We start from the raw sequence: 13,457 nt of genomic DNA, 5'->3' as shown, positions 1-13,457 counted from the left end.
CCGATGCGCTGGCAGGTCATCTTCGACAACTGGGAACGGCTGCTCGGCGGGCTGTGGACCACGCTGGAACTGGTGGCGCTGGCCCTGGTGGTGGGGGCGGCGCTGGCGCTGGTGGTGGCGATGGCGCGGGTCTCGCGCAATCCGCTGCTGGCCTGGACCGGGCGCGGCTATATCTTCTTCTTCCGCGGCACGCCGCTGCTGGTGCAGCTGTTCCTGATCTATTACGGCCTGTCGCAGTTCACTTTCGTGCGCAGCAGCATGCTGTGGCCGATCCTGCGCGAGCCATACTGGTGCGCCATCATCGCCTTTGCGCTGAACACCAGCGGCTATACCGCCGAGATCCTGCGCGGCGCGATTCAGGCGGTGCCGCGCGGCCAGATCGAGGCGGCACAGGCGCTGGGCATGAGCCGGGCGCTGACCTTCCGGCGGATCATCATGCCGATCGCGGTACGCTATGGCTTTCCCGCCTATGGCAACGAGGTGATCCTGATGATCAAGGCCAGCGCGCTGGCCAGCACCATCACCATCCTGGATCTGATGGGTGTCACCCGCACGCTGATTTCACGCACCTTCGCCGTGACCGAATTGTTCCTGGCGGCCGGCGTGATCTATCTGGTCATCACCCTGGTGCTGACCCGGGTGTTCGCGCTGGTGGAACGGCGGCTGAACCGGCATCTGACCGGGCGTGGCTGAGTGGGGCGTGGCTGAGCGGGCGGGGTCGGGTGAATGCCGGGCGGTCCAGCCGTGACGGCCGGAGCCAGGCCGTCGGCCCGGCGGCATGTCAGGACGGGAAACTGAGGTGGCCCCCATTTCCCATGTTGCCTTGAGAGTGGGTTCCTTGTATCGACACCGCAAGGTGCCGGGCACCTGCCGCCTGCGGACTCCTGTCACGGTGAAGCCCGGATCACGACGATATCTCACCCTCGATGCATTTCGCAGGTGGGCAATGCAGGCCCCCTCCCTCATCGAGATGCCTCTCCGGAGGAGTGAGCGATGTCTGTCGGACGGGCTGCCAATGCCGTTGAAAACCCCTTTCTGACGCGACCCATCGGACGATTATTCCTGTCCAACGCCTTGCCCATGGTGGTGGTCATGTCGACGGGCGGTCTGCTGAACGTGGTCGACGGGATCTTTGTCGGGCGTCTCATCGGCGCCGACGCTCTTGCCGCCGTCAGCCTGGCATTTCCCGTCGTCATGCTGCTGACCGCGTTGACCGCGCTGGCGGGTGGCGGCATGTCGAGCCTGCTGGCCCGGCATCTTGGCGCGGGATCGCGGACCCGGGCGAGCGCCGTCTTCGCCGGCGCGCACGGGCTGGCTCTCGCATTGAGTGTCGTCCTGATCCTGGCGGCGTTGACCATCGGCCCCGCCACCATTTCGTTTCTGGCTGGTGGGAACCCGGCTGTCGCGGCGCCCGCGCGGGACTATCTGCTGATCCTGATCCTGGGCGCGCCTGTGCAGTTCGGCCTGGGACTGCATGCCGATGCCTTGCGCAACGAGGGGCGGGCCGGGCTGATCGCGCTGCTTTCGGTGCTTGTCAACCTGCTGAATATTGCGGCGAACTATACAGCGATCGTGTGTCTCGACCTTGGGGTCGCCGGATCCGCGGCCGGCACCGTTGCCGCGCAGGCGCTTGGCCTGTCACTTCTCGTGGCGGTGCGCGGACGCAGCTCCAGCCTGCTGCCGCTGGCGGCCCTGTTGCGCGACAACTGGTTGTCCGGGTGGCGACAGATCCTCGCGCTGGGTCTGCCCCTCAGCCTGAGCTTCATCGGGATGGCCCTGGTGGTCAGCACCGTGCTCGTCGCCATCGGCACCGACGCCGACGGCGCGGATCAGGCCACCTGTGTCGCGGCCTATGGCGTGGTGACGCGCATGCTGGGGCTGGCCTTCCTGCCGCAGATGGCGATCGCGCTGTCCACCCAGAGCATCACCGGCAACAATGTCGGCGCGGGCCGCGTGGACCGGGCGCGCGCGGCCCTGCGGTTGGCCATGGCCAGCGCGTTCCTCTGGTGTCTGAGTGTCGCCCTGGCCGGCATGTTCGCGGGCGGGACGCTGGGCGCGCTGTTTTCAACCGATCCCGCGATCGCCACCGCCGTTGGCGCGATCATGCGCCCGATGACCGCGCTCTATGCCATCACCGGGCCGATCCTCGTGATGGCCATGCATTTCCAGGCGATGGGGTATCCCTCGCGCACCGCGGTGTTGACCCTGGCCAAGCCCTGGATTCTGACGCCGGCGCTGATCGTGGCCCTGAATGCGGCCTTCGGCGCGCGGGGACTGTGGTTCGCCTTTCCAGTGGCGGATGCCGTTCTGTTTGCTCTGGCCCTCACAATCATCTTTTGGTTCCGCGTGCCCGATACCGCCCCGTTGGCGCCGCAGGCGAAGGAGGTCGCATGACACAGCCGTCACTCGATGCCGTCAAAGCCCAGGCCAGGGCGCTGCGGCAGGCACTCAGATCCGGGAACATGATCGTCAGCCATGCCCGGGCCCTTGAACTCGTTGCCCGGCAGCACGGAGCGCGGGACTGGAATACGCTCCACGCCCGTCTTGCCCGGCGAGGCACCCGATCGGGCCTCGCCCTGGGCGATCGGGTGGCGGGGCGCTATCTGGGGCAGGTCTATAGTGGTGAGGTCGTCGGCCTCTCAGGAGGCGCGCGCCATCGCCAGGTGGAGATCAGGCTCGACCGGCCGGTCGACACCGTTCGGTTCGAAAGCTTCTCGAACTGGCGCCACCGCATCCGCGGCACCGTGGACACGACCGGTCGCAGTCACCGCAAGACCTCGGATGGCATGCCCCATCTGATCGTGGAGAAGGCGGCATCCTGACCGCCGTGGCAAAGCCGCCCTTGTGGCCCTTTGCCACGCCGATCAGCGCAGCGGCAGGGCATGGCTCTGCTTCACTGTCTGGCTGGGCACCTCGGTCTTCAGGTTCTGCACGCCGGGCAGACGGCCCAGATGGGCGGCCTGGATGCGGCGGTAGTCATCCAGGTCGGCGGCCACCACCCGCAGCAGAAAATCGCAGTCGCCCAACATGATATAGCAGTCGACGATTTCGGGGATGCGCTCGACCGCGGCGATGAAGCTGTCGATGGTCTCGACGTCCTGTGCCTTCAGCCACACCCGCACGAACAGAGACAGCCCGGCACCGACCTGTGCGGGGTCGAGCACCGCGACATAGCGCCGGATCACCCCGGCCTGTTCCAGCAGGCGCACCCGGCGCAGACAGGGAGAGGGGGTGAGCCCCACCTCGCGCGCCAGATCGACATTCTGGATCCGGGCATCGCGTTGCAGCGCGCGCAGGATGCGCCGGTCGATCTCGTCCAGTTTCATGAGCGGCCTCCGTGCCGGTCTATCGCCATTATGGCACGCACTGCCAATATCACGCCGCTGCTCGCAACCTGACGCCAGAGACTGCCGGTCGCGCGGCATCTTCGCAACCCGATTGCGTGGCGGGCGGCCTATGATCGCGGCCATGGAAACCATGACCCTGATCCTGTTCGCGGCCACCGTGCTGCCCCTGATCTGCACCCCCGGCCCGGACATGCTGTTCGTGGCCGCACAGGCCGTGTCCGGCGGCACGGCGGCGGGCTTGCGTGCCACCGCCGGTGTCTGCCTGGGCTATGTTGTGCATTCGACACTGGTGGCGCTGGGTATCGCCGCCCTGATCGCGGCGTCACCGGTGCTGTTCGATGCGCTGCGCTGGCTGGGGGTGGGCTATCTGGTCTGGCTGGGCCTGCGGCTGCTGCGCCACGCGCTCGCCGCCGGGCGGTTGACGCTGCAGGATGTGGGCCATAACCGGCCATTGGCCCGCGGCTTTCTAACCGCGCTGCTGAACCCCAAGGGGATGATGATCTATATGGCGATCCTGCCGCAGTTCATGACGGCGGGGGCCGGCATCGCCCCGCAGGCGGCAGCCCTGTCGGTCATCTTCATCGGCCTGTGCGGGCTGGTCTATACCGGCCTCAGCCTCGCCATCGGCATCATGGGCCGGCGCTGGGCGCGCGGCGGCGCCCTGTTCGGTGGTCGCGGCCGGCGTTGGGCCGAGGCCGCAGCCGGGGCCATGCTGATCGCGGCCGCCGGCCGGCTGGCCGCGAACTGATCACCGGCCGCTGGTCAGGGCGCCAAGCCAGGCTTCCACCCGCCGGCGGTTGGCGCCCAGATCATTGCGGCCGATCCGCGACCGCGACAGGATCACCGGCGCCGCCCCGTCCCCGACCGGCATTGCCCACAGCGCCACATCGTCCGTGAAGCGGAAGATCCGGCTGCGCTGGATGGCGTCGATCCGGAAAGAGTTGGGGTCGGCGGCAATGATGCGGGTGCGCGGGCGACTGCGCAGCATCCGCGCCATCAGCCCGCACAGCCGGTCGGGCGACATCGGCAGCATCGCCGTCAGGATATGCGGCGTCAGGCCGGGCAGGGCATCGGCGGGCGCCGCAAGGCACCAGTTCGGGTGCGGCCGCGCCGTGAACGCCGCCAGATCGATGACCCCGCCATCCTGCGGGCGACCCTGCGGACCAGGCTCGGGCATGTCGGGGAACGCGTCATCGCTGGGCATCGGCAGATCCTCGGCCGGATGGGGCTTGAGCCGGTCATGAAACCGGCCGGACAGCCGGTTATGATGCTGATCAGGAGAAGGGCATGTCCTGGCGGCGCTGGCGCAACCAGTCGACATAATGATCGATGAAACTGCGCACCTTGGCCGACAGATGCCGGTTATGGGGATAGACCGCGAAGATATCGACCGGTGGCGGCGCGAAATCCTCAAGCACCGGCTCGATCAGTCCGGCGGCGATCTCGGTGCCGACGATGAAGGCGGGCAGCCGGGCGACACCGGTGCCGGCCAGGGCCGCATCGCGCAGGATCTGGCCGTTATTGGCATTCAGGGTGCCCGAGATCCTGACCGCGATCGTCTCAGCCCCCTCCCGCGCGCGGAAGCGCCATTCATTGCGGGTGGAGAGATAGGCATATTCCAGACAGTTGTGGCGGGCCAGGTCGCGCGGGTGCTGCGGCCGGCCGTGGGTGTCCCAATAGCCGGGCGTCGCCACCACCATGGTCCGGCTTTCGGCCAGCTTGCGGGCGATCAGGCTGCTGTCGGCCAGATTGCCGATCCGCACCACCAGATCATAGCCTTCATCGACCACATCGACGAAACGGTCGTCCAGCGACACCTCGACCCGGACATGGGGGTATCGCTCCATGAAGCCGGGCAGGCAGGGGGCCAGATGCAGCAGGCCGAACGACATCGGCGCGTTGATGCGCAGCGTGCCGCGCGGCTCGTCCTGAAGCCGCCCGACCTCAAGATCGGCCTCTTCCGCCTCGCGCAGGATGCGCGCGCACCGGCGATAATAGACCTCGCCCATCTCGGTGAGGCTGAGCCTGCGGGTGGTGCGGTTCAGCAGCCGGGCGCCCAGCCGGTCTTCCAGCCGGCCGATGTGCTTGGACACCGCCGATTTCGACAAGCCCAGCGCCCGCGCCGCCGACGAGAAGCTCTGCGCTTCCACCACGCGCGCGAACACCGCCATGCTGGTCAGGTGATCCATCGGCCCGCCGCTCCGGCTTTGTTGATCTGAGGGTGACAATCCATTTCCATTGTTGCCGGTAGTAAGCCAAACCGCCAGTGCTACATTCATGGGGAGAACAGACACCAGCGCGGCCCGGGCGACACGCTTCGGATGGCCGGCGCGGCAACCGGGGAATGATGACGATGACCAAGGTTCTGGTCCTGTATTACAGCATGTACGGCCATATCGAGACGATGGCGGGCGCCGTGGCCGAGGGCGCTGCATCGGTCGACGGCGTCGAGGTGACCGTGAAGCGGGTGCCCGAGACCATGCCGCGCGAGGTGGCCGAAAAGGCCGGCGCCAAGCTGGACCAGGCCGCTCCCGAGGCGACGCCGGCCGAACTTCCCGACTATGACGCGATCATCTTCGGCACCCCGACCCGCTTCGGCAACATGGCCGCCCAGATGCGCAGCTTCCTCGACCAGACCGGCGGCCTATGGGCGCAGGGCAAGCTGGTCGGCAAGGTCGGCAGCGTGTTCGTGTCGACCGCGACCGGCGGTGGCAACGAGTCGACCGTGCTGACCTTCTGGCCGACGCTGGCCCATCACGGCATGGTGATCGTGGGCCTGCCCTATGCGGCCCCGGAACTGTTCGACATTTCCGAGGCCCGTGGTGGCAGCCCCTATGGCGCCGGTTCGCTGGCCGGCGGCGATGGCAGCCGCCAGCCCAGCGCCAAGGAGCTGTCGATGGCACGCTTCCAGGGTGCCCATGTCGCCGGTATTGCCAGAAAGCTCGCCGGCGCCTGACCGCGCACCGATCATCGCCCGGCGCCGGGTCGGGGGCTGTTACCCCCGTCCGGCGCCGGGCCGCTTTCCAGGACATCAACCAGAGAGGCGACCATTATGGGCGTGATGATCGACGGCGTCTGGCACGATCGCTGGTACGACACCGCGAAATCCGGCGGTCGTTTCGAACGCGAGGCCAGCCGCTTCCGCGACCGGCTGGCGTTGACCCCGGATGACGACGGCCTGCCGGCGGTGCCCGGCCGCTATCATCTGTATGTGTCGCTGGCCTGCCCCTGGGCGCATCGCACGCTGATCTGGCGTAAGCTGAAGCGGCTGGAGGATGCGATTTCGGTCAGCGTGGTCGACCCGCGCATGGGCGGCGCCGGCTGGACCTTCGGCGCGCCGGTGGAAGCGGGGCCGGATGCGCCGGCCTTCGCCGGGGCGACCGGCGACGATCTGGCAGGACACACGGCGCTGCATCAGGTTTATGCCTCGGCCAATCCCGGCTATACCGGCCGGGTGACGGTGCCGGTGCTGTGGGACCGCGAGCGCGCCACGATCGTGAACAATGAAAGCGCCGAACTGGTGCGGATGCTGGACCGTGCCTTCGACCATCTGGCGCCGGCCCATGGCAATCCGGATCTGGTGCTGTGCCCCGATGACCTGCGGGACGAGATCGACGCGGTCAACGCGCTGGTCTATGACGCGATCAACAACGGCGTCTACAAGGCCGGCTTCGCCACCACCCAGGCGGCCTATGAGGATGCGGTCGAGCCGTTGTTCGCGGCCCTCGACCAGATGGAGGCACGCCTGGCGGCCGGCGCCGGCTGGCTGGTCGGCGGGCGGATGACGGAAGCCGATCTCAGGCTGTTCACCACCCTGATCCGCTTCGATCCGGTCTATCACGGCCATTTCAAATGCAACCGCCGGCGGATTGCCGACTACCGGATGCTGCGCGCGCTGACCGCCCGCATCGCGGCCGTCCCGGCCGTGGCCGCGACCATCGATGACGCCCATATCCGCTGGCATTATTACTGGAGCCACACCACCATCAACCCGACCCGGGTGGTGCCGGTCGGCCCTGGCGACCCGCTGGTGGTGAACCCGGACTTTCCGGCGCCGACGCTGCCGGGGTTGTGAGGCCAGAGATATGATCGTCGGCGCTCTCGCTCGTCACGCGTGCGTCCCAACCACAGGCGTCCTGATGGTATACCACATGAAGCGCGGGCGTGTGTTCCACTGGCGTTGACGGTTGTATCGTTGCTGGCATAGGCTCGATGGAAATCCGCGGGCAGGAGAGGGACCGAGGGTCACCGGCATCTTGGGGGAGATGCTGCCGAGGTCAGGTCCGGCGGAGCGATTTCCGGAGGGAGACTTCATGTACAAGGCTCTGATGGGTGCGGCGGCTGCCGTGGCCCTGCTCGGTGCGGTTGGTGCCGCCGAGGCGAAGACGATGGTGTACTGCTCGGAGGGGAGCCCCGAGGGGTTCAACCCGCAGCTCTTCACCTCAGGCACGACCTTCGATGCCAGTTCGCGCAACGTCTACAACCGGCTGGTGGAATTCGAGCGCGGCACGACGACGGTGAAGCCGGGCCTGGCCGAGCGCTATGACGTGTCGGATGACGGCCTGACCTACACCTTCCACCTGCGCAAGGGTGTGAAGTTCCAGTCGGTCAAGGGGTTCACCCCCAGCCGCGACTTCAACGCCGATGACGTGGTCTACAGCTTCGAGCGTCAGTTGAACCCCGATCACCCGTACCACAAGGTTTCGGGGGGCACGTATGAATACTTCCAGGGCATGAGCATGCCGTCGCTGCTCAAAGCGGTCGAAAAGGTCGACGACCAGACCGTCCGATTCGTTCTGAACCGCCCGGAAGCACCGTTCATCGCCAATATGGCGATGGATTTCGCCTCGATCCTGTCGGCCGAATATGCCGACAAGATGCAGACGGCCGGCACGCCCGAGAAAGTCGATCTTGAGCCGGTGGGCACCGGCCCGTTCCAGCTGGTCAATTACCAGAAGGACGCGGTGATCCGCTATAAGGCGCATCCCGATTACTGGCGCGGCAAGGGTGATATCGACACGCTGGTGTTCTCGATCACGCCCGACGCCTCGGTGCGCTATGCCAAGATCAAGGCCGGCGAATGTCATGTGATGCCGTTCCCCAACCCGGCCGATCTGGCGCAGATGGGCAGCGACCCCGACGTCAACCTGATGTCGCAGGAAGGGCTGAACATCGGCTATCTGGCGTTCAACGTGCGCAAGAAGCCGTTCGATGACGTCAAGGTCCGCCAGGCGCTGAACCTGGCCACCAACAAGGCGGCGATCATCGAGGCGATCTATCAGGGTGCCGGCAAGGTTGCCAAGAACCCGATCCCGCCGACCATCTGGTCGTATAACGACAAGGTCGAGGATTACCCTTACGACCCGGAGCAGGCCAAGGCGCTGCTGAAGGAAGCCGGCCTTGAGGGCGGGTTCGAGACCGACATCTGGGCGATGCCGGTGCAGCGGCCCTATAACCCCGGCGCGCGGCGCATGGCCGAGATGATCCAGTCCGACTGGGCCGCGATCGGCGTGAAGGCCAATATCGTCTCCTATGAGTGGGGCGAGTATCTGAAGCGCGCCCAGGCCGGCGAACACCAGACCCTGCTGCTGGGCTGGACCGGCGACAATGGCGACCCCGACAACTTCCTGGCGGTGCTGCTTGGCTGCGACGCGGCCAATGGCGGTTCCAACTATGCCGGCTGGTGCTACAAGCCGTTCGACGACCTGATCATGAAGGCCAAGACCGTCGCCGATCAGGGCGAGCGGACCAAGCTGTATGAAGAGGCGCAGGTCGTGTTCAAGGAACAGGCGCCCTGGATGACCATCGCCCATTCGGTGGTGTATCAGCCGATCCGGCCAGAGGTGCAGGATTGGCGGATCGATCCGCTCGGCGGCCATTACTTCTATGGCCCGAGCCTCAAGGACTGAGGCGCAGGCCCGCTGAGACCGCGGGTGCGGCGGGTGGTGACGGGCGGTCTTCGGGCCGCGCGTCGCCATCCGCCCGCCGCTTGAGGCGCCCATCCCGATCTGACATCTGCCCCCGACGGATTTGCCCTGGCTCCCGCGGACGATGCCGGCCCGTGCCGCTTGCGCGGTCGTTCCTGAATGTTCGCTTTTGTGTTCCGGCGCCTGGGCCTGGTCATTCCGACCTTCCTCGGCGTCACCCTGTTCGCCTTCATCCTGATCCGGCTGATCCCCGGTGACCCGGTGGCCATGCTTGCCGGTGAACGCGGCATGTCGCCCGAACGCCACGCCCAGATGATGGCGCAGCTCGGCCTCGATCGTCCGATGATCGAGCAATACGTGATGTATCTGTGGTCCCTGCTCCAGGGGGATTTCGGCCGCTCGCTGGTCACCCGCACGCCGGTGCTCGACGAGTTCATGACCCTGTTTCCGGCCACGCTGGAACTCAGCGTCACCGCCATGCTGTTCGCCCTGATCATCGGCCTGCCCGCCGGGATCATCGCCGCCGTGCGCCGTGGAACCGCACTTGATCACACCGTGATGGCCGGTGCCCTGACCGGCTATTCGATGCCGATCTTCTGGTGGGGCCTGCTGCTGATCCTGCTGTTTTCGGTGACGCTGGGCTGGACGCCGGTCTCGGGCCGGATCAGCGTGCTCTATTACATCGAGCCTGTGACCGGGTTCATGCTGATCGACACGCTGCTGTCGGACGAACCTGAAGCCTTCTGGTCGGCGCTGCATCATCTGGTGCTGCCGGCGATCGTGCTGGGCACCATCCCGCTGGCGGTGATCGCGCGGATGACCCGGTCGTCGATGCTGGAGGTTCTGGGCGAGGACTACGTCCGCACCGCCCGCGCCAAGGGGCTGAACCCGGTGCGCGTGGTGCTGGTGCATGCCCTGCGCAATGCGTTGATCCCGGTGATCACCGTGATCGGATTGCAGGTGGGCCTGCTGCTGGCCGGGGCCATCCTGACCGAGACCATCTTCGCCTGGCCGGGGATCGGCAAATGGCTGATCGAGTCGATCGGCCGGCGGGATTATCCCTCGGTACAGGGCGGCATCCTGCTGGTGTCCTGCGTCGTGATCGTGGTCAACCTGATCGTCGATCTTCTCTATGGCATCATCAATCCGCGGATCCGACATGCACGCTGACAGCAACCTGCCGCCGCCGGCCGGTCTGCCGGCGGCGGCCCCGGCCGGCACCGGCGCCCCGGTGCCGCCCCGGGCCATTCTGGCCTTCTGGGCCGATTTCAAGCGCAATCCCGGCGCCGTCTCCGGGCTGGCGATCATCCTGGTGATCGCGTTTCTGGCGGTGTTCGCCGATCTGGTGGCGCCACACAGCCCGAATGCCCAGTTCCGCGATGCCCTGCTGCTGCCGCCGGCCTTCGTCGAGGGCGGCAACTGGGTCTATCCGCTGGGCACCGATGATGTTGGGCGCGACATGCTCTCGCGCCTGATCCACGGCGCCCGGCTCAGCCTACTGATCGGCATCATCGTCGTCACCCTGTCGCTGGCGGCCGGCATCCTGCTGGGGCTGGTGGCCGGTTTCTTCGGCGGTGTGGTCGACACGCTGATCATGCGGCTGATGGATGTCATGCTGGCCCTGCCCAGCCTGCTGCTGGCGATCGCGATCGTGGCGATCCTGGGGCCCGGTCTTGCCAACGCCATGTTCGCGATCGCGATCGTGGTGCTGCCGCATTATGTGCGTCTGACCCGGGCGGCCGCGATGGGCGAGGTCAACAAGGAATATGTCACCGCCTCGCGCCTCGCCGGCGCCCGGCCGTTGCGGCTGATGTTCCAGGCGATCCTGCCCAATTGCATGGCGCCCTTGATCGTGCAGGCGACGCTGGGGTTTTCCACCGCGATCCTGGATGCGGCGGCGCTGGGCTTCCTGGGCCTGGGCGCCCAGCCGCCGACCCCTGAATGGGGCACGATGCTGGCCGGCGTGCTGCAATACATCCAGCGCGCCTGGTGGGTGGTGACCCTGCCGGGGCTGGCGATCCTGATTACCGTGCTGGCCTTCAACCTGCTCGGCGACGGATTGCGCGATGCCCTCGATCCCAGGATGAAACGCTGATGTCTCTGCTCGAAATCGACGGGCTGACCGTCACCTTCGGCGCGGGCAGACGGGCCTTCCGCGCCGTCGACGACATCTCGCTCAGCGTCGATGCGGGTGAGGTGCTGGGGATCGTCGGCGAAAGCGGGTCTGGCAAGAGCGTCAGCTCGCTGGCGATCATGGGCCTGCTGCCCGCGACCGCCACCGTCACCGCCCGCACCGCCCGCTTCGACGGCACCGATCTGCTGACCCTGTCGCCCCGCGCCCGCCGCCGCCTGACCGGCCGCGATGTGGCGATGGTGTTCCAGGATCCCCTGACCAGCCTGAACCCCTGCTTCACCGTCGGCTTCCAGATCATCGAGGCGCTGAAGGTGCATGAGGGCGGCAACCGCCGGCAATTGCGCGACCGCGCGATCGATCTCCTGGCGCAGGTCGGCATCCCCGACGCGAAATCGCGGATCGATGCCTATCCGCATCAGTTGTCGGGGGGCATGAACCAGCGGGTGGTGATCGCCATGGCGATCGCCTGCAATCCGCGGCTGCTGATCGCCGATGAACCCACCACGGCGCTGGACGTCACCATCCAGGCCCAGATTCTGGATCTGCTGCTCAGCCTGCAGCGCGATCGGGGCATGGCGCTGATCCTGATCACCCATGATCTGGCGGTGGTCGCCGAAACCGCGAAACGGGTGGCGGTGATGTATGCGGGCCAGGTGGTGGAGGTGGGGGATGTGCCGCAGATCTTCCGCCATCCCCGCCATCCCTATACCGCCGCCCTGCTGGAGGCGCTGCCGGAACGGGCGGCGGGCAAACGGCGGCTGAACGCCATTCCCGGCGTCGTGCCCGGCCAGTATGACCGGCCCACCGGCTGTCTGCTGAACCCGCGCTGCCCGCATGCGACCGCACATTGCGTGGCGGCGCAGCCGGCCCTGCGGCCCTGGCCACAGGGCGAGGTGGGGAGCGGTATGTCAACGGCGATGGTCCGCTGCCATACGCCGCTCGACGATGCCGGCCGCCCGACACGCGTCGCCGATACCGCCGAGGTGATCCATGGCTGATCCGATCCTGATCGCGGATGATCTGGCGCGCCATTACGACGTGCCTCTGGGCTTCCTGAAGGGGCATGCGGTCCTGAAGGCGCTGGATGGCGTCAGCTTCCAGGTCGAGCCCGGCCGGACGCTGGCGGTGGTGGGCGAAAGCGGTTGCGGCAAGTCGACGCTCGCCCGCCAGCTGGTGATGATCGAGAAGCCGACCACCGGCCGGCTCTCGATCGGCGGCACCGATGTTGCCAGCGCGAAGACGGCCACGGTGCGTGCCATGCGCCGGCGGGTGCAGATGGTGTTCCAGAACCCTTATGCCTCGCTGAACCCGCGCAAGACCGTGGCTCAGACGCTCGATGAGCCGCTGGCGATCAACACCGACCTGGACCGCGCGGCGCGCGCGGCGCGGGTGGCCGAGATGATGGCCAAGGTGGGCCTGCGTCCGGAACAGGCCGGGCGCTATCCGCATATGTTCTCGGGCGGGCAGCGCCAGCGGGTGGCGATCGCCCGGGCGCTGATGCTCGACCCGGCGGTGGTGGTGGCGGATGAACCGGTCTCGGCGCTGGATGTCTCGATCCAGGCCCAGGTGCTGAACCTGCTGATCGATCTGCAGCGCGAATTCGGTGTCGCCTATGTGTTCATCAGCCACGACCTGTCGGTGGTGCGCCACATCGCCGACGAGGTGATGGTGATGTATCTGGGCCGGGCGGTGGAACAGGCGCCGCGCGATCTGCTGTTCCAGAAGGCGGCGCATCCCTACACCCGGGCGCTGCTGGCCTCCACCCCGCGCATCGACCCCGATGAACGCGCGGCGAAGGTGCCGATCGGCGGAGAATTGCCGTCGCCGCTGGCGCCGCCGCCGGGCTGTACCTTCCACCGCCGCTGCCCGATGATGATCGATCGCTGTGCCGTGGAGCGCCCGGAGCTTCGGCCCGTCGCCGGCCGCATGGTCGCCTGCCACCGTGCCGAAGAGGTGCTGGCGCTCGATTGACCCGAAGCGCAGCGGTTTCCGCACGCTCTTGCCCCTTGAACGCCCCGACTGTGCCGCGATCCGGTCACAGCCGGGGCG

General features: G+C 67.2%; 14 protein-coding genes. 11 read left to right on the top strand and 3 right to left on the bottom strand.

The window, feature by feature from the left end; all coding sequences use genetic code 11:
- Positions 1–3 precede the first annotated feature (3 nt).
- The 3 genes from IEW15_RS06950 (at position 4) to IEW15_RS06940 (ending at position 2,822) form a co-directional block, all read left to right on the top strand.
- A complete protein-coding gene (locus tag IEW15_RS06950; RefSeq protein WP_188576173.1) occupies positions 4–693 on the top strand; it encodes an ABC transporter permease in 690 nt (229 codons plus the stop codon).
- 300 nt (positions 694–993) lie between these two features.
- Positions 994–2,394, top strand: coding sequence for an MATE family efflux transporter (locus IEW15_RS06945; protein WP_188576171.1), 1,401 nt, complete (start codon positions 994–996; stop codon positions 2,392–2,394).
- Complete coding sequence (locus IEW15_RS06940) at positions 2,391–2,822, top strand: glyoxalase superfamily protein (protein WP_188576169.1); 432 nt, start codon at positions 2,391–2,393, stop codon at positions 2,820–2,822. Before IEW15_RS06945 ends, IEW15_RS06940 begins: the two co-directional genes overlap by 4 nt.
- 42 nt (positions 2,823–2,864) lie before the next feature.
- On the opposite strand, the gene IEW15_RS06935 is transcribed toward IEW15_RS06940, so the two are convergent.
- The gene (locus tag IEW15_RS06935) at positions 2,865–3,326 is read right to left on the bottom strand and encodes an Lrp/AsnC family transcriptional regulator (RefSeq protein WP_188576167.1); all 462 of its coding nucleotides are present in this window, start codon (positions 3,324–3,326) and stop codon (positions 2,865–2,867) included.
- Positions 3,327–3,468: 142 nt separating this feature from the next.
- Here IEW15_RS06935 and IEW15_RS06930 point away from each other — a divergent pair, with 142 nt between their 5' ends.
- Positions 3,469–4,095, top strand: coding sequence for a LysE family translocator (locus IEW15_RS06930; protein ID WP_188576165.1), 627 nt, complete (start codon positions 3,469–3,471; stop codon positions 4,093–4,095).
- On the opposite strand, the gene IEW15_RS06925 is transcribed toward IEW15_RS06930, so the two are convergent.
- Complete coding sequence (locus IEW15_RS06925) at positions 4,096–4,551, bottom strand: DUF1499 domain-containing protein (RefSeq protein ID WP_188576163.1); 456 nt, start codon at positions 4,549–4,551, stop codon at positions 4,096–4,098.
- Between the two features lie 70 nt (positions 4,552–4,621).
- Complete coding sequence (locus IEW15_RS06920; RefSeq protein WP_188576161.1) at positions 4,622–5,536, bottom strand: LysR family transcriptional regulator; 915 nt, start codon at positions 5,534–5,536, stop codon at positions 4,622–4,624.
- A 164-nt stretch (positions 5,537–5,700) separates the two neighbouring features.
- Here IEW15_RS06920 and wrbA point away from each other — a divergent pair, with 164 nt between their 5' ends.
- The 7 genes from wrbA to IEW15_RS06885 all read left to right on the top strand — a co-directional run bounded on the left by wrbA (position 5,701) and on the right by IEW15_RS06885 (position 13,379).
- On the top strand, positions 5,701–6,303 hold the full coding sequence (gene wrbA, locus IEW15_RS06915) for an NAD(P)H:quinone oxidoreductase (RefSeq protein ID WP_188576159.1): 603 nt from the start codon (positions 5,701–5,703) through the stop codon (positions 6,301–6,303).
- A 96-nt stretch (positions 6,304–6,399) separates the two neighbouring features.
- Entirely contained in the window at positions 6,400–7,422 is a 1,023-nt protein-coding gene (locus tag IEW15_RS06910) for a glutathione S-transferase family protein (RefSeq protein ID WP_188576157.1), read from the top strand.
- Between the two features lie 238 nt (positions 7,423–7,660).
- Positions 7,661–9,256 carry an ABC transporter substrate-binding protein gene (locus tag IEW15_RS06905; protein ID WP_188576155.1) on the top strand — a complete coding sequence of 532 codons (1,596 nt, stop codon included), beginning with the start codon at positions 7,661–7,663 and terminating at the stop codon, positions 9,254–9,256.
- A 177-nt stretch (positions 9,257–9,433) separates the two neighbouring features.
- Complete coding sequence (locus IEW15_RS06900) at positions 9,434–10,444, top strand: ABC transporter permease subunit (protein ID WP_188576153.1); 1,011 nt, start codon at positions 9,434–9,436, stop codon at positions 10,442–10,444.
- The gene (locus IEW15_RS06895) at positions 10,434–11,369 is read left to right on the top strand and encodes an ABC transporter permease subunit (protein ID WP_188576151.1); all 936 of its coding nucleotides are present in this window, start codon (positions 10,434–10,436) and stop codon (positions 11,367–11,369) included. Before IEW15_RS06900 ends, IEW15_RS06895 begins: the two co-directional genes overlap by 11 nt.
- Complete coding sequence (locus IEW15_RS06890) at positions 11,369–12,406, top strand: oligopeptide/dipeptide ABC transporter ATP-binding protein (protein WP_188576149.1); 1,038 nt, start codon at positions 11,369–11,371, stop codon at positions 12,404–12,406. The genes IEW15_RS06895 and IEW15_RS06890 overlap by 1 nt, the downstream gene beginning before the upstream one ends.
- On the top strand, positions 12,399–13,379 hold the full coding sequence (locus IEW15_RS06885) for a dipeptide ABC transporter ATP-binding protein (protein WP_188576147.1): 981 nt from the start codon (positions 12,399–12,401) through the stop codon (positions 13,377–13,379). Before IEW15_RS06890 ends, IEW15_RS06885 begins: the two co-directional genes overlap by 8 nt.
- The last annotated feature ends 78 nt before the right edge of the window (positions 13,380–13,457 follow it).

It is taken from the genome of Tistrella bauzanensis (assembly GCF_014636235.1).
In the GTDB taxonomy this organism is placed as follows: Bacteria; Pseudomonadota; Alphaproteobacteria; order Tistrellales; family Tistrellaceae; genus Tistrella; species Tistrella bauzanensis.
The sequence above is the reverse complement of the archived record's forward strand: the minus strand, read 5'-3'. Positions and strand labels throughout refer to the sequence as shown.